Origin of the sequence: Thermogutta terrifontis, assembly GCF_002277955.1 — a bacterium.
Lineage (GTDB): Bacteria > Planctomycetota > Planctomycetia > Pirellulales > Thermoguttaceae > Thermogutta > Thermogutta terrifontis.
This window is the reverse complement of record NZ_CP018477.1, coordinates 4730523-4747853: the sequence shown is the minus strand read 5'-3', so window position 1 is coordinate 4747853 and position 17331 is coordinate 4730523. Positions and strand designations below refer to the sequence as shown.

General features: G+C 52.3%; 12 protein-coding genes and 1 CRISPR repeat array (1 of these 13 cut by a window edge). All 12 genes read right to left on the bottom strand.

Translation table 11 applies throughout. The features are described 5' to 3' along the window. Positions 1-21: 21 nt before the first annotated feature. The 12 genes from THTE_RS17550 to cas6 all read right to left on the bottom strand — a co-directional run bounded on the left by THTE_RS17550 (position 22) and on the right by cas6 (position 14909). Positions 22-915 (bottom strand): RAMP superfamily CRISPR-associated protein, encoded by an 894-nt coding sequence (locus tag THTE_RS17550; protein WP_095416664.1) that lies wholly within the window; start codon positions 913-915, stop codon positions 22-24. Further along, positions 912-1505, bottom strand: a complete 594-nt coding sequence (csx19, locus tag THTE_RS17545) for a type III-D CRISPR-associated protein Csx19 (RefSeq protein WP_207651737.1) — start codon at positions 1503-1505, stop codon at positions 912-914. Before csx19 ends, THTE_RS17550 begins: the two co-directional genes overlap by 4 nt. Beyond that, positions 1502-2998: an RAMP superfamily CRISPR-associated protein gene (locus THTE_RS17540; RefSeq protein WP_095416663.1), complete on the bottom strand. Its 1497-nt coding sequence runs from the start codon at positions 2996-2998 to the stop codon at positions 1502-1504. Before THTE_RS17540 ends, csx19 begins: the two co-directional genes overlap by 4 nt. A 2-nt stretch (positions 2999-3000) precedes the next feature. After that, on the bottom strand, positions 3001-4614 hold the full coding sequence (locus tag THTE_RS17535) for an RAMP superfamily CRISPR-associated protein (RefSeq protein WP_095416662.1): 1614 nt from the start codon (positions 4612-4614) through the stop codon (positions 3001-3003). Beyond that, the gene (locus tag THTE_RS17530; protein WP_095416661.1) at positions 4611-5300 is read right to left on the bottom strand and encodes an RAMP superfamily CRISPR-associated protein; all 690 of its coding nucleotides are present in this window, start codon (positions 5298-5300) and stop codon (positions 4611-4613) included. Before THTE_RS17530 ends, THTE_RS17535 begins: the two co-directional genes overlap by 4 nt. A 19-nt stretch (positions 5301-5319) precedes the next feature. Next, positions 5320-6975, bottom strand: coding sequence for a Cas10/Cmr2 second palm domain-containing protein (locus THTE_RS17525; RefSeq protein ID WP_095416660.1), 1656 nt, complete (start codon positions 6973-6975; stop codon positions 5320-5322). An 899-nt stretch (positions 6976-7874) separates the two neighbouring features. Continuing rightward, a complete protein-coding gene (locus THTE_RS17520; protein ID WP_095416659.1) occupies positions 7875-10643 on the bottom strand; it encodes a CRISPR-associated helicase/endonuclease Cas3 in 2769 nt (922 codons plus the stop codon). A gap of 2 nt (positions 10644-10645) precedes the next feature. Further along, entirely contained in the window at positions 10646-11464 is an 819-nt protein-coding gene (gene cas5b, locus THTE_RS17515) for a type I-B CRISPR-associated protein Cas5b (RefSeq protein ID WP_095416658.1), read from the bottom strand. 26 nt (positions 11465-11490) lie between these two features. Continuing rightward, positions 11491-12594 (bottom strand): type I-B CRISPR-associated protein Cas7/Cst2/DevR, encoded by a 1104-nt coding sequence (gene cas7i / locus THTE_RS17510; RefSeq protein WP_095416657.1) that lies wholly within the window; start codon positions 12592-12594, stop codon positions 11491-11493. Between the two features lie 15 nt (positions 12595-12609). Continuing rightward, positions 12610-13137 (bottom strand): hypothetical protein, encoded by a 528-nt coding sequence (locus THTE_RS17505; protein WP_095416656.1) that lies wholly within the window; start codon positions 13135-13137, stop codon positions 12610-12612. Further along, positions 13115-14308 carry a type I-B CRISPR-associated protein Cas8b1/Cst1 gene (cas8a1, locus tag THTE_RS17500; RefSeq protein WP_095416655.1) on the bottom strand — a complete coding sequence of 398 codons (1194 nt, stop codon included), beginning with the start codon at positions 14306-14308 and terminating at the stop codon, positions 13115-13117. The genes THTE_RS17505 and cas8a1 overlap by 23 nt, the downstream gene beginning before the upstream one ends. Further along, positions 14301-14909, bottom strand: coding sequence for a CRISPR-associated endoribonuclease Cas6 (gene cas6 / locus THTE_RS17495; protein WP_157732215.1), 609 nt, complete (start codon positions 14907-14909; stop codon positions 14301-14303). The genes cas8a1 and cas6 overlap by 8 nt, the downstream gene beginning before the upstream one ends. A gap of 1355 nt (positions 14910-16264) precedes the next feature. After that, positions 16265-17331: direct repeats of the CRISPR family, unit length 30 nt; unit sequence GTTTCAATCCCAACTTGGTTCGATTAAGAC (it continues 3846 nt past the right edge of the window).

Below are 17331 nucleotides of genomic sequence, written 5' to 3'. Positions count from 1 at the left end.
GAACGGAAACGACCACCCATCCTATCCCATCCCACCCACCCAAGACAATCCCAAAATTTTCCTGTGACGGAGCACTAGTTTGGCTGGAACCAGATCGGGATCTGGCGAAGCCGATACTTTCTGTGTTATCGCTAGGTCCAAGGTTAAATTACCCCGACCATGTCGCCCACGGCTGGAAGGTGTTCGTTGAGCTGGCTGAACAAACACGTCGTGTACTCGTTGCCGACCGTGTCCTCCAATAATAGGCTCAGCGTGATCGTATTCGACATGAACAAACGTCTCGCCCATTATCTCCTGAGCGGGCTGGATAGCCCATCCAGTATCTGTTTTTCGCAAATATCCACCCTTTACCTGTGGAGATGGATAGTCGAAATGCATGTCCGGACTTGCGGCTCTATTAGGCCCGAGCATCTGCTGACGATAATGATCACCTAACGATGAAGGATCACCAACAGCTCGATAGATGAGCCTTTTATCCGTGACCCATTGCATTTTTCCGTAGCTCACAATCTCCAGCACACTGCGGAGCATCCCGCGCAGGCTGCTGCCGGGAATGACGGGGCGGTTGCGGTCGCGGGTGTAGAAGAAATCGGGTGTGTTTTTGATGCGATCGGTGTAACGTGTCCGATCGTCGACTGCACGACCGTGCCTGTCTTTGTTTTGTTCCTCCAGGTCAAATTCCTCGCGGGTGAGCGGACATCGTACATACAAAGGAGATTTCGTGGTCAGTGTCACCTCAAAATAACCTGTGTGTCGGTCAGGGTCATAGCGGTCGTGGTCAGGTAATTCATTGGCGTTTTCCACCACCGTCACTACCTTTTCGGGCAATGGTACAAAGTTATAAGGTGCGCTGGCGATGCGATGGGAGGAGGGATTTTTATGTTTGGGTAGATTTAACTTCTGACGATTGCTCATTTTACTTCCTCCAATTTCACGTCGAAGAGTCGGCTGGCGACGATGCGGGTGAAACCACTTTCATCGTCTTGCAGATAATGTCGCACCCAGAGGCGCAGGGGGCGGCTTGATTCGTCAAATTTCCCTCTCACAGCGAGCGGGATGGCATGGCGCAGTCCTTGTGCGCCATCGCTCATCAGCGTGAAGCCGTTGGCGAGTGGCTGGGGATCGGTGCCCCAGAGAATCTGCGGTTCATCAATGGCGTCGGTGAACGCATAGTCTTCTCCTTCTGCTGCGTCGCGAATCAAACGCGCACGCCACCGGTTGTCGCCATCCCGCCAGAGCAGGAGTTCGGCGTGAATGGCGAATAATCGCGCCTGCTGCAGCGTCTCGGCGCGAAGGGGTGGAGACACTTCGGGCACCACGCTGTCAGATGTGACCAACTGTCCATCGCGCAGCTCACCCCAGATCACACCGTCGTCAGCGTGCGCCAGCAGCCACCTCAGGTTGTGCTGAATAGCCTGTGTCTGTAGCCAGACTTTTACGTCGCTGATGGAACAATCTGTGATGGGTTCAACCACCGCAGGACGCGATATGATCTCACGTTTCACGTCTTTACCTCCTGCAAGTGCCGATTGAGTGCGGCGACAAATCGCTCGAGTTGATTACGGTCGCCGACAATGGTCAGTCCATGTCCACTGGTGATAATCTTCCAAGTTATGGGTGCTCCGTTGCGCTGGAGCGTGAGTGTTGCCCGTTCTCCGCTAAGCCGTCCCCTTCCGACGCTGCTCTCGCCTCCTAAGGGCAAATCGCCTGTCCACAGGTCCTTGAGTAGCAGCAGGAGCAAGCCGATCTCGTGGTCCGTCGGGTTTACCAAGCGCAGGTCAATGGTAACGTTTGTATCATTGCCACCAAATGCGGGCTGCTCGCTAAACAGCGCAGTCTCTCTCGCGCCGCCGGTGAAGCGGTCTATGCTGACACGGTGTTGGACGAGATCCGTTTTCACATTTTGCATGACGGTCTCGGTGACCATGACGCGGCTGGCAAATGGTGTTGCGCCTGTATCGCCCTGTTGCCTGCGCTTCTGCACTTTGTCCATGTCCGCTCCAAACATTGCATCAACCAATGCTTCTGCACGTGTCCTATTGTGAGAAGTGTCCAATGTATTGGCTATCTTCAGCGCTCGCGTCCGTAGCGCTCCGGCGAGGCTCGTCCCGGACAAGACTGGCTTTCGGGTCCCGTCCGCCTGCCGCGCGTGGAGGTGCACCATGTCCGGTCCCCGATCGTCCTGCCCACTGCCGGACCGAATGAGCAGTGAGCCATCGAGCAAGAACGTAGCGGAGATATGGAAGAACTCGCGCTGATCATCCACCAAGGCGGCAATGTCCAGGGCGGTTACAATGTCGGCAACAGGCGTAACGTTTGTCAGCGGTTCGTCACCATGCTCAATCCAATCGAGCAGCTCATCAGCGTGGGTCAAGTCATACGTCTTGACCCGCCATCCCGCAACGCTCACCCGTCCGTAGCCGCGCCGTTTGCGTGCGCCCAGCGTGATGCCCCCATCGTTGAATCCCGCGAGCGCAGTTGCCAAGGCGCGCTTCAAAGCGGAAGCATCATCCCCTTCGCGGATGAGTAACTCAAACCGCAGCGGAAAGGTCGTGCCCGCCGGCCACAGTTGCAGATCAAATAACCTATGCTGTTGCGCGGTACGGCTTTTGGGATCAATCCTGACTCCGTCTCGCATCTCGATGCCAAATGTTCCCTGTTTTCCCAGCGCGTCGTCCACGATGAGCGGGCTCTGTTCCCCGTCGTCATCGCCTTTCAAGCTCCCAAAGAGCAGGACACTGGCTGAATTAGGATCGGCGGGCCGTCCATATCCATGCTCGCGGTCGCGGAGGTAACTTCGCAATGCTCCAGCGATCGAAGCGCCCGTCAACAACGCCGTTTTGCCGTCAAGGGGATCTACCAGGAGCGGCATATCGGTTAACTCGTCAGTGTCGCCATTGCTGAAATGCGCAGGGGTCTGGAGGATCAGATCTCCCTCAACCACAATACGGGCGATGATTCGCCGCGATGTGTCAGGCGACCAGAGGGAGTGGGGCATGGCTATTTCGCCTCCTTTCGGTTTTCTTTGACGGCGCGGGCCAGCACTGCATCGACCAGACGTATAAGATACTCGATGCGAAGCGCATCAGTGAGACTTGCCTGGATGCTGCCGATCCGGGGAGCGTCAGTCTGTTGAAATCCGAACCTTGTTTCCCAGGTGGAGTCCTGAAGTGTCTCTTCAAGCCAGTTCAACAAGGACTTCGTTTCTATCCGAGCTCGCTCGAATTGTCTGCGTGCCGTATTGCGTTCCCTGATTCTGTTCAGGAACTCGAGGATTCGTTGCGTGGAGGGAGTTTCTTTCATTAGCTCATCATGAAGAATACTTCGCAACCTTGAGATTTGGGCGTTGCTTGGAGGATTGATGATATGAATATCATTGGTCCGAGCGATCAACCGTTCGTCCAACCGCAGTCGCAGCATTCTTTCCGCCATCTGTTTCAGCAGCCTCTGGCTGTCCGAATCCGACGGAATTTGCGCGGGACGAATAGTTTGCGAGGGCGGAGTGGGATCTACCTCCAACTTCGCTCCTGGATGCCAATTGATGGCTATACGTCCGAAGCCTTCCGCCCGCCGCTCTCCGATGCCCTGTAACTCCAGCTGCCTCAGTTTGCTTTTATCACAGTCTGGTTTATCAAACACGAACACACTGCCCATTCTGAGGGCAAGCGCTTGTGGGAGCGGCAGGCCCCACTTGCGGTTGAACCCGCCAACGATTTCCCCACGCAGGAATGCCTGTTGCAATTTCAATGGAACGCCCAGACGCTGCGATAATGCTTCCGTGACAACAAGCGGATCAATAGTGAACTGACCGTTTCCGTCGCGGATCAGCGCATCGCTCAAGAAGGTGATGATGAGCTTGTCGTCCACTTCAGTTACGAACGGGAGTCCCACTTCCCGCCAACTCTCTGTGCTCTCCTCACGGATGACTTCGAGCGTGGCGCGTCCATAGCCGCCACTGCGCGAGCCGCCTAGCATAACCTCCCCGTTAAGCAGCGACCGAATTTCCTGGGCGTCGGCATCGTTGCCGCAGATCGTGATGGCCTCGAATTTCTGCCCCCCGGCCAGGGCATCGTAGCGATAAACGGCCCCCGGCACATCGCCCTTCGAGGAATCGATCATATTAGCTGGCATGGCTCGTCCGAATCGGCGGGTGCGCGCGGTATGCACGGCAATGTGACGGTCTGGCCGAACCAGCTGCACCTTTCGCTTGCTTTCATCTTTCGGTTCTCCCAGTGAGCAGAACGGCGTTCCGACCCATTGCCACTGTTTGTCGTCTGGAAGATCCGGCAGCTCTGCTGCGAAATCGAAAATCTCCTGTTCATTGCCTTTCTCGCGATGCCACGATAACGGCGTGGGCAAGGTGCGTTTGTCCAGGCTGTCGAGCGGATAGCCGTTGAGGTAGGACGTTGTGCCGTCGATGAAGAGCCGGCGAATATGAGGATCGGCACTATCCAGTTCGGTTAGGTGGTTGGTACGAAGGTATTTCTTGATGATTGCCCCGCGCAGGGTGCTGCCCGGAATATAATCAAACGCAACCCCCTCGTTTGGGTCGCCCTGAATCGCGGTCACTAGCGTTGGCTCAAGCAACGTGATGCGGTAAATAATGACCCTCATAATGTTTCTCCATTCGCAAGCTTCACAAGTTGGCGGAAGTGCTGAAAGCACTCATCGGTGATGTCGTTGCCCCGGTCGTCGTGCAATCGTGCCGTGAGCCGCCCTCGTCCACGATTGCGGCCTGTGCCAGCGCGACGCAAAGACAAAATGCACGCGGCAAGAAGGGCCTTCGCCGTCTGATCCGGTTCTTCATCGAAATTCAACTCTGCAATGAAGGGCGTAGTGCGCAGCACGACCCGCATAGAGCGGAGACTGCCTTCCTCAGGGGCACCTGTTTTTTCGTCCACTGCTGTCTGGCGGCGGATCGCGGTAAGTGCTTCCAGAACATGCGCCGGTTTCAGAATGCCTTGGCGGATATCTGCCTCGATGGCGGCTCGTAATTCCTCAGGCAGCAGTGCCGGACCGACATGCATCCTCGCTTCGTCCTTTAAGGTGCTGCCTGGTTGCCCGAAGAGGAACCTTGCCGCGTCTTCGAGCCGGAAGTACGCGAGCGAATTCTGCCGGCGGAGTGCGTACAGGATGTTGGCGCATTCCTCAGCCAGCAAACCCTTCAGCGTACGCCCTCGGAGAAAGGGCAACCCGGTGGAGGCATCGTGTTCCACCTCTTCGTCCACGAGTCCAACCACACCGTCGCCCCGGCCGAAGGTCGCATCGCTCTTGAGTTCTATGCGGAGTTGCAATTTCACGGGCAGCCTCCTTTGTTGTTTACAATGGAATAAACCAGTCTGCCAGTTCGAGGGCGTCAAAGTAGCCACAGGACCCGCCCTGCCAACCGGTGGTCTTCCAGTCGGGCAGCGACGGCTCCACCTCGGGAAGCGGTTTGTTTTCATTGAACTTCGTGAGGAAATGCCGGACAGCATCGGGGCCTTCCCGGAGCGCATCCCGCAGAGCCTTCACTTTGTTACGGCGCCCCGCCCAGTTCTCACCTTGAAACTCAGTGATGCCTTTTTCTATGACTGTCCAGGTTCGGCCTGAATCCCGTGGGTTAGCTCCCAGGGTCACGGGGCGAACGGTCAGAGAGCCGGCTTGCACCCTGTATTCCCGATTTCGGATCTCCTCCATGCCTCCCGACGACCCACTTAGCGCAAAATGCCAGTCCAGACATGATCCATCCCACTCACCATGAGAATCACGAATAGTCCGACGATAGTTTTTGGCTTTCCGACATAGTTCATCCGCTAATGTATACGCGCGTGCGAAGGGATAATGGGCTTTCACGATGGCGACACCCGCGCATGCCGTTAAACAACCTTTGCCATCAGGCAGGTTTTTAGTGTGCTCCTCAAGTTGTCGCATATATTCAATAGCCAGAGACAGCCCCAGCCTTCCGTCACAGACAAAAGTCACATCATCCCCACCAAAGACAATGGGACGGAAGGGAAGAAGACACTTACCATCTTCCCTGCGTAATTGAACTTCGGCAATGATTTTGCCAAGAGCGTTTCTGTAAACGATCCGGCCGCCACCATCGTTTTGAATGCGCATCACCAGTTTGTTCAAGACGTCTCGTAAAGCCTGCTGTGCCGCTTTGTCAACTTCCTCGGAGAAGGCGCGCAGGGCCTTAATGTAGTCACGGTTCTGTGATGGATCAGGGTATTTCTCCCCGATTGCCATGATTCGCTGTCCGAGGCCGTTTCCGTCGGCGTGGACAACGGCGATGAAATTGTGCTCTCCTCGGGTGCCGCCGAGGTGGTCAAGCTGGCTCGGGTAATCATAGCCATCCGGGGGTGGGAAAGGCTCTCTCAGGCGCTGATCGGCTTCGCTTGGGCTTCCATCTTTCCTCTCGACAGCGCGCAACTTGGCCAGAATCTCGGCTGATGCGGGTCGAGCCGGATCATCCCCGATAGCTGGAGCCACAGCAACCGCCGGCAATCCGGTTGACCGACACATCACCGTCACACCCAGTCCGAGCAAGGGGGCAGATAGCGTGCGGGCGCGCTTCTCCTCTGTAAGCTTCTTAAAGGTGGCCTTGATTTTCTGAACGAGCGACTCGCTCCAATCGAAGGGGTTACGAACGATGACCAGTTGGAGGTTGGGCGCATCGGTTAATACTTTTCGCGATAGCACACGGGTGAAGGCCTTTGCCAAGCGCTCGTCACGAAACAGGGCGATAAAGTTCCCCCCGCCGGCATAGAGTACTTCGGCATCGAGCGGGTCGGATGGGTTTTCGATGCCCTTTGTGTCATCCAGGGTTCCTTTCAATTGAATGTTGTGTCGCGCGGCCACCTGTCGCACCGCTTCTTGAGCCCATACCGTGGTGGCCTGGGCAACCAGATGCGAGGCGCCGACGTTCTCGCGCAGGCGGTTGCTGCCGAAGATGTAGGGCTGGATTTGGGCTGCGTCCACAATAACGAGATACATGAAGGGTTCACTCCTTTCCTTCAGGGTCGAGATCGGCTCTGCTTTGGGATAGGATCCACTCCCTCAGGTGCTCGGTCAGATTGGCTAAGTGTTTCCGCCCAAAGACGCGGATGCGACCTTCATAATCCACAGGCGTCGCATGTCGTGTTCGAGGCCGTCAAGATCATCGCTGCAACAGACTAATGCGACGCGTGCCTCATCACCGCCTAATCGCCGGGCCCGGACATAGGCCTCAAGGCGTTTCTGTTTGAGCAACCCCTTTTTGCTATCTGTCGAGCAGGAGAATGCAAATAGCTAATAACCACGTATCGCAACTACATCCACATCGTGTTCCACCTTCTTTGGAACAATATTCTGCGCACACGTGCAGGTAGGGCGATGTCGCCAAGCCATTAAGCGCATCATCGTGTTATAAGATCGAGTCCTTCTTTGCATGCAAGGCGAATACTCGGAAAAAGGATGGTTTTATCCGCACCTTCAGCAGTTTCGCTTAGCGCGAGTCATACCCAAGTAGAAGTGGCGAAACATCCGATCCGAGAGAGCTTCGTTCGAGATTCGCCCTCCGGGCAAGACAGCTTTTGAGTGGCTGACCGCAATCACCATGGCCTCATCGGGAGAAAAAACGAGCACATGTCAAGTTAATTTGCCGCGACCAACTCCGATCTGTGTTTTCCTCCCCAATTAGTGCCGGATGGGAAACTCATCCTTTCTGTGCAAGGCGGATTGATCCGTGGTTTCCGCTCCAGGCTAACTCTCCGTTTGACTCATAAGCCTTTTGTACTGACCCCAGTCATGCCTTCTTCGCCGGCAGCAGGGGCCCAGGTTAACCGCATGAGGTACATCCCAGTCATCGGCGCCCTTGAAATCGCAACGAGCATCTCCTGTGCATGTGCCATCCGTCAGAGAATTGCTACATCCTGACAACCCCATGGCGCTTCTGCAATAATTCCCATTCTCTCGTCATACTTGTAGTTTGCAAAATAGATATCCTGACACCAACGCATCAACACCTTCTTAAGTGCCCCGTGTACACATGACAAATCCCTCACCCACCACTCAACCGGTTTAAATTCGCGCTGCTGTATTTGCTTCGCATAGAAAGGTACTTGCACGACGAATTTGGAAAGCACCTCCTTCTTAAATAGAGTAAAAGACGTTCTTTTGTTTTCGCAGCTATTGAAAAAATTTTCAATAGCGGTGATAAAATCTTCCCTTCTGTGATCTGGGACTACAGATAGAGTGTGTATGTCCCGAAAGATCTTTTGTGCGTCTTCCTTGCGATCTGACATATAACCGGCATCAAGGATGTCTTTAGTCTGCCGAAACGTCCTCAAATAATCTGTCTCTTCAGATAGCGACTCGAAGAGCTTGTTTACCAGGTCATACTTGTCATATTCAGAGCAGACAAACTCAAATTCGCGCGGGCGGGAAAAAGGCGTCTGCTCATCGGTTGGCCGTTTTCTCTTTCCTTTACGAGACCTTTCTCTCCCTTCTCTCCGTGATCCCTCCTCGCAACCAAAGACCTCTTCGAGAACCGATTGTGTCCGATCATCAGGTTTGGGATGTTTTGTTAGGTTTTCAGATAGCCAATCTTTACAATGTTTATCGGGTCGATCTTTGAGCAGCTTGATCGTAAGCAAAACAAGATCTGGATCATAGACATAATGCTGCCCGGATTGCAGGCCACGCTGGAAAACCCAAATATAAATGTTTGGATTTTCAGGGCAGGATACATCCCGTAGGTCGCTTGCAGGACCATATCGCCTCAGGATTCGGCCCATCCGCTGCACGAGCGCATCAAGTGGTGCGACCTCGGTGAACAAGACATCGGCGTCGATATCGAGTGAAGCCTCCACTACCTGCGTCGCCACCAGGATTTTACCCTGTTGCTCAGAATCTGGCTTCGGGTTCTGAAACTCGCCGTTAATCTTTGTGTTCCTATCACCGCAAATTTCCATCTCTAGCTTATTGCGGTCAGCCTGGGTGAACCGTGAATGCAGGAGCCAGATTTTATCCTTAAGCGCTTTATACTGGTCGTCTTTCTCGATCAAACCCTTCAGTCTCTCGAAAATGTCCTGGGCCTGTTTGACAGTGTTTGCGATGACAAGCACCCGCTTACGCTCACAAGCTTGTTTCAGCACCTCTTCCAGCGTCTTGTCAGGAATGGCGAAGTCTATCTTCTCTCCATCGGCATGGTTCTCGAGCAATTCCACCTTGATCCGGTGCTTCTGGAGCTGTTTAAATCGTTGTTCTTCACAGTAAAGGTTAAGAAGTGTACAGTGATCGTGAGAAATAATCGCATCAATTTCTTTTTCGATAAAGGTCGGGAGGGTGGCCGTCATGAGGAGAAACTTGCCACCCATGCGAACGACGTTCTCAATGAACTTGACCACGATCGCGGCGGCCCGCGGATCGTAAGCCTGCACCTCATCAATCACGAGGCGCGAATAAGAGAATGTGGCGTAGATTTTCTCGTATCCCGGCGGACGCAAGGCGTAAGGAAAGAACTGGTCGCCTGTGGAGATGAGGACCGGGTAAGCCAGTTGGCGGGCAAGATCATATGCCTTTAGGTTAGCCTGGCCTTCCCCGCCATCTCCTAGCAAGTACACATCGGCATCGGAATGGAGGAGGCCAACCTTTTGCTCACCGAAGATGGCCTTCGCCCGCTCAAATATCTGGTTGACGGCCGCCCGTAGAGGTAACGTATAAAAAAATTTCTCACCGCTGCCCCAAAGGAAAGCAAACTCCGTCTTGCCATAGCCGGTAGGGGCAACCAAAATAGCATGTTTATCCCTATAGTCATTAATCTTATCAAGTTGCCATATCGTGGCGGCATCCTGTGAATTTACCGGAGAGTTTTGTGTGCTCTTTTGTATTCTTTTCTGCACTTCTTTAACGACGTCATTGAAGCTCATCGGGCAGATTTCCGCCTCTGCCATGCTTGGATCTTCGCCTTCTTCTTCACAAAACGAAGCAAAGTGGTCTGCACGCTGGAGAAATCCGGCGATGAGAATCCAGTCCCGCATTTTTTCGTCGTTTAATCCCGCTCGTTTTGGCAGGAAATAAAGCTGGTACGGTGGCCGGGCGTATTCCGAAAAGGGAACTCCATTGCGCAAGCCGCTCGCCATCGTCTCATTGAATCCCACAAGCTCATGCCACCCATCCCCTAGCTTCCGAATCTCCGTTTGCAAGTTTGCTTTTAGCCTGTCTATCACGGTGCTTAACGCAACCATCAATCGGGTAACGTCTGCATTTGGGGCGCTAATCAATTCAAAGAAGCTCTCCCGCCAGTGATGGTAGGCGATGGCGGAGAGAAGAAATTCCCGATAAGTCCTAGTATCCTGCTCCGGCAAGCGTTGGTTGAGCTTATCTTCATCTATCCACAGAAGGGAAAAGAACGAGTGAGGAATATCGATGAGGGGAGAACACGGGGTGTAACACTTATTTTTCAGCCGCTGAATTTGAAAGGCGGGTAGCACTTTTCCCCAGTCGTGACAGACGATAGCAAGGCGAATGAGTTCGCACAAAGGGCCATCGACGCGGTCCTTGATTTTGTCAAAGATTTTGTCAAAAACCGCTAGTGCATCCTGGATGTGTTCATGGAGGCGTACCCCGCGGCCGCCGTCTCTTCCGCTGCTCTTGGCCCAGATATCCGCAGCTGTGGTCATACTTAACCTCTGAAATTCGCAAGGAAAACAGGCAGTTGGCTTTCTTTGTCGAAAAGAAATTTCTTGCCGACCAATAAACCGTCGCTCAACTTGACGGTCATATAATCGAAGATTCGCCTCCCATGGCGATTCCCAGTCTGCACATAGTCCTCCACGGTCCAAAAGGTCGGGAGCCGATAGAAAAGTCCCTCGTAGTCTTGAAAACCCGAGTGCTGATCATTGGCTTCGGGAATCGTTTTCTCTGGAATCCAGAAGAAATGCTTAAAGTCAGCATCTACTCTTGAAGAGGTATAGTCGGAGAAATCGTGGATGCGTGATAGTTCCTCTATAACAATCCAGTCCTCGGCTCGACCAAGATGGAGAACCTCCAGCCGGCGAACGGGATTCTCCAATGAAACGCGAACCCGTTCCAGGAATGACTTGTCCTCATGCGCCAGGTGAAGTACGAGGCGGACATCGTTGAGGACATCAATCGAAACGGGGGATTGGCCGCCGATGTGCTCCACATGACCACCGATACTGCGGTTCTCGATACTGCCGAAACGATCCACATGAGCCGATTGAGATAGGTTACGAAACCAGGTATATTCCGTGGTTTTGCTCTCAAAGCGACCGGCGATGGAGATTTTGATCGCTCTCAGCTTCCTGTATTCCTCTTTTTCCTGGTCGTCAATTCCCAGCACGTTGCAGAGAAATCCAATCACGGTGGAGTAGGGCGGAATAGGATAGGTATGCCGCCGCTGATGGGTGAAGGGTACCCGATAGTGCGCCTGCGGCTGATAAATCCTGATCCGTAAGATGTAACCCAAGCTTGCGGACATTGTACACTGCCTATTCAAGTTATGTTTTACTGCCCTTTGTTTTCTTCTACTTGTGCATGTTCCAGACCAAGTTTTTTCAGAAATTCATCCCAATCTTTTATAGCTTGATCCTTCCAAACTGTGTCCACTCTCAAGCGCTCACAGTCCTGGATGTACACAATTGACTGGTTTCCCTCCTTTTCCAGCCAGGAGTTTTTCATCGCGTCACCAACGCCGACGACCTTCCATTGGCCGTCGTCTTTGCGCACGTCAATGTAGGGATGGAAAATGGGCGAGGGCACCCTCACCGCCCCGGCGATGAGAAAGAGCGGGACGATCGTGTTGGCTTCGCCGCTGGACTGGGCGTAAAGCCCGTTTTTGATGGCTTCTAAAACATCGCGAATTCGCTCTACTTTTGCCTTATGCGATACTGTGAAGGTTATCTGGAATTTGTCGTTCAAATTAGTCCATTCAATTATTCCTTCTTCATTGACTTTCCACTTATGTGGACTATCTAGTTGCCCAGGCAACTCTTTTCTATCATTACTTGAGATCTCAAGAGTCAGTTTATCCACTTCGTGTTGCGGTTCAGATTTCAGAACCCAGACATCCTCTCCCAGTACTTTGGCATCAATTGTAAAGGTCAACTTGTAGTACGAAACATGTTCCTCTTTGTTGTAGAGGCCGGGCATAGTACCAGAGTATCCCTCATTTCTTATTCGCTTGAGAAGATCATGGTTTGCATACAAAGCCAGATCAGCATCGTACGAGGCCAAAGATATCGCCTTAGTTATACCCAGTGGAGATTTTCGAGTAAGAGATCGCTCACCCTCTATCGTGAACATGTAACCGAATACGTCTAATTCTGAACTGGTGATAATATCTGCCCGTGTGATGTCAAATTGTAACGTCTTTTTGTCTCCTGAACCACGTTCAACAACTGGCGCTGGCTTCCATCTTTCAGATTCTTTCTTATGGAGGGTCTGAAACAGATAATGCCGTATGGCGGGCTTGCCGATGAAGGAACGGACCTCGCCGTTCACATTGAGCTTCTTGATCGAAAGGATGTTGCCCCCGATCTTCTCGTCGCGGTTCAAGGCTGCGCCGTCGAAGATAATCGTGACAGTGACGCTCTTAATTGTGTCGCTCATGGCTTCCTCCTTTGGTTATAAGCTTTCTTGTTCTGTTTCTTCCTGACCCAGGATGCCGCTCAGGAACGAAAACAGAAAAACCTTAAAAAGCTGATCTGAGTAAACCGGCTTGAAGGCTTCGACAAGCTGGGAAGGGAACTCCTTCTTCGCCGAGACGAAGATACGCAGAATGGCATGAAATGCTTCGTCCCGCTTACCGGCTCGGGCAAGCTCCAAGATGCGATAGCCTTGTCGGTCAAAGACATCCTTTAGCTCGCTATCCTTCTTTAAAGCAAAGCCTGTGCGCCTCAGGCTTTCCATGAGCTCAGAAGCATTCCATCCGGCGACTTGCCGATACAGCCCCTGGAACTTCTTCTCATTTTTAGTTCCTCGCCGGTCTTCTGCGGCCCACTGGAGGAGGCTCTGAAGCCTACGACTCAGCTCCCTCAGTGCATCATAGGTCTGGCGAAACTGCTCGATATCGGGAGTCCCCGCCTTTAGTTGCTCTTCAAGCTGTTGCAGTTTCTGTTCCAAGCTCGCTTCAGAAGATACAGGAGCGCTCATACGTTTCCCTCCTTTGGCGCTTTTCCTCTATTAATGCGGAAAGCTGAAAGAGTTGATCGGCCACCCGGGCAGGATGTTGCTTGTTCTTCTCCAGCCTCAGCGTCTGATTCACAAAGTCTCTCTCTGATTTCCCCCACTCTACAACAGTCTTAAGTCCGATGCGCAGGAGCCGATAGCCGAGCTCCAGGAGACGGGAGAAATCCTGAGCGAGCACAAGATTGAGAACGCTGAACTCTCCGATCTGGCTCAGGAGCGAAGCAATTCGACGGTCCGCAAGGAGTTGAATAACCTCATAGGGTAAACTGAAGAACTCGATCTCTCCCCCACGCTTCGAGACAACCTCGATGTTCATCCCCGTCCAGACGCCAAGCGTCGCTTGGATCTTTGTAGCATACTCGATCACGGACATGGCCAGGATGTTTCTTTTACTCCGCATCTCCTCGGACGAAGCCGGTCCAAGCACTTCCCGGGCAAACTTGTTCAGATACCACATCACCTGAAAGGACGGGGCATTGATGAAGATTTCCGAGCCGTCGGAAAGGCGGGTCAGGGCGAGGTGGTGATTGAGCAACACAAAATTGCAAAAATCACAAATCCGAAGACTCTGTTCAGGATTGAGATTCCAAAACGAATTGGGAACACCCCTCTCGCCAGCAGAGGCCCCGAGCAGTTTAGAATGTTCTGAGGTGAAGATATTTTTGTAGGAAAATCGAGAATTCCTGAAGCAAAATGAGCATGTATCGCCGTTTCCCCAGGGGTGTCCAAAAGACCTTACAAAGTCACCAAATTGGATGATTAGTGGTTTAGTTTTTTTTGATTCTTTGAATAAGTATCTTGTATCGGCATTAAAGAAACCTCTATACCAGGTATTAAAAAGTTTCCCCCAGACCTCCTTAATCTTTCCGCATTCAGTCTTTTCTTTTTTCTCTGTCAATGTTTCCCAGCTTTCCAACAGCCACTCTCGGGCAAGTAAAGGTATTGTGAATTCTTTATCATCTTGTTCTAGTTCTACATCTTTGACACTGGAGCATAATATGGAAAATCTTATTTGAACCGCTGCTTCTGAAAGGCATCTTAGAGGGTCTGCTCCAGTCCTTTCTAGCACCCGCAGTAGGCCAATCACGCCTGCGTTGTAGAGCCAGTTGGAGGGGTATAGGGTAAGGCTACACATGGATATGTTCCTTCCCTTTGGGGAGTTTCTCGTAGCGGGTCGTTTGGAGGAGCTCCAGCATGCCGAAACCTTGACTCCGGCGGACGCCCAAGCCGACCTGATAGATAAGGTTGAGCACCTCGGGAGGCCCGCTCAATTCGAAGATACCCACAAAACCTTGCATATGCATGTTGTAGTGACGAACGACCTTGCGACGAATGTCCACAGGACAGAAATCGATTGAGGCATCGGGCATATTGAGAAACGTGCGGGCAATCTCTCGAACTGAGAATCTAAGCCCTTCTTCAAATCCTTTATCTTCAGGGAGTAAGTAGCGGTTGGGATCCCCTTTTGTGTTCACCAACACTGGTGCCATGGTTCTAAACTGCGCGTGGTCAACGGTAATGGAACGCATGGGTTTAAGGAAGATGCTTCTGAAGCTCGCTGTATTATGAAAAAGGGGAAATTGTGGAAGGTTGCGCAGTCCATTATAAAGACAGGAGATCAATTCACGGGAATTGCTAGAGAAGTAGAGAATCGCCTTACTACCAACCCGGAAATCGCCGTTGCCACCCGGCATTAATCCCGGAAAAAACAGCGAAAATGTAAACGGCTTAAGCACGTGGAGGCGGGAATAATAACGTTGGAAGCAGAGGGGGTCGCTTTGCTTGATCGCTTCTTTGAGCAGTGAGGCAAAGCCGCGGCGATATTCCGCCGGTCACATATCGCGATGGAGAGAATAAACTACCTGGAGGCGCATGGGCAAGAGCCTCCTCTGCCAAGATGTGGCACTGATGGCTGATTGAATAACACGTCCCGACGCGATGAGCGCGCGAACCGTCGCCAGCAAGCCGATTGCCAAGGCCAGTTGCACCTGATGGGCCCCATCGCGCGTTGGGGCTGAAAAGTTCCCCAAGCGTAAATCCCGGAACCGCGCATTTCAGTGGTGGTGGAGAAGTCTGTTCTGCCCATTACGTCTTCCTTCACACCCAATGGCATCCAAGATGTACACCAGTGTAGCAAGTTATAGTGGGGCGTCAAGCTCTCAACGCTAGCGTCGCGCTGTCTTGTCGGAAACGAGGACATTGAGCAGCCCCGGATCGCGATTTGGGCGCTCGGTCTTAGATGGGGATGCAGGAAAGGATTTGCAAGCCAGCTTAACCCGAAGCAGAAGGAACGACGGAGAAAAACCGGCGCACGTGCTTAAATAATGTCCCTGGCGAGTAACGAGTACTGGTCGAGGCGTGAGGTGTCATCAAGAAAGGAATCTGCCTCCCATGGACTGTCTGCGGGCGGCCCTCCTGCCTCTGACCACTCATGATCATCGCCCAGATTGATCTTACAGGACCACTTTGAGGAAAGCTGGTCATGTGCGTATCGATCCGGTAACCAGGCAGCACATAGAGCGGGTAAGTAGCTTCTCAGAAACGAGTGTGGATACTTTGTGACAGCGTGGTGGGGCTCTTGCTCACTCGCTTAAAGGACCAGCTTAACGGAAGGTCGGGGTCGTCCCGGGCGAACTTTCGATTCCGACGTGATTCGATTCTCCTAGGCAAATAGCGAATGGCGACCTTTACGTGTCAGTTTTTCAGTGCCAGCGCCCGTCGTTTCCGGCGAGCCGGATTATTGTTCTTTTTCATTCCAGTCTCGATGCACGGACGATATTGAGAGTTCGTCGCAACCTCGGTGTTCCACCCGCCATCAACAGCCACTCGCTGTTCGCTGCTCGCCCGGCGGGAGTTTCAATCCCAACTTGGTTCGATTTGTTTTGGCGAATAGCGAATGGCGAGTGGCGAGTGGTGAGGTGGATAATCCGTTTTTCAGTAGCACCGCCGATTGTTTCCGCAAACGCGATTGTTTTCTCTTTTCAGTTCCAAGCTATCTGACGGCCCACGACTAACAAGCGCTGCGCATCTCCGTTCGACGCGCACCAGGAACACTACTCGCAACTCGCTACTCGCCACTCGCTCTTGAATTGTTTCAATCCCAACTTGGTTCGATTAAGACCAGATCGTGAAGCCACTCTCTTCATCTACTACCTAGCAGTTTCAATCCCAACTTGGTTCGATTAAGACTTTTAATCAAGCAGCATGACTTGACAGCGATGTTCTATCGTTTCAATCCCAACTTGGTTCGATTAAGACTGGTGGCACACCCGCCATGCCGCGGCTGGTCACGCTTCGTTTCAATCCCAACTTGGTTCGATTAAGACGTCTATCTCTTCGGAGACGTGCTGCTTAACTTGACCGCGTTTCAATCCCAACTTGGTTCGATTAAGACGGTAGTTCCTGGTCACGCCCAAACAAGCACTTAATGTTTCAATCCCAACTTGGTTCGATTAAGACCCTAGCTTTCGCTTGACATAGTCACGCCATTCTGTGTTTCAATCCCAACTTGGTTCGATTAAGACTGACCACCACCCGGCCAAAACGCGCGCCCCGGTTGCGAACCGTTTCAATCCCAACTTGGTTCGATTAAGACTATTCTCAGATCGCGGAAATCTGGTGTATGGCGAAGCGGTTTCAATCCCAACTTGGTTCGATTAAGACGATAGGTGACCGTTCTGCGCCCCATTGTTCTTGTCCTGTTTCAATCCCAACTTGGTTCGATTAAGACATCCAGCGCGTCGCTGTGTATTGTTACACTCCCCGATAGTTTCAATCCCAACTTGGTTCGATTAAGACTCTTCCTCTCGCTGTAACTCTTCGTCACGCCAACTCTCGTTTCAATCCCAACTTGGTTCGATTAAGACACAGCCCACGGTGGTCTGTCCCCTCTGCGAAGACACGTTTCAATCCCAACTTGGTTCGATTAAGACCCGCGATAGGCGTGCGACTTCGGCATCGATTTTGTAGTTTCAATCCCAACTTGGTTCGATTAAGACAGCGATCGCCAATCTCGCTGTGGCTCTTGGATATTGCGTTTCAATCCCAACTTGGTTCGATTAAGACAACCTACAAAAAGCATTTACATCAACATAATTTCGGTTTCAATCCCAACTTGGTTCGATTAAGACCAAGGATGAACTCAAAGAGTTAAAAGAG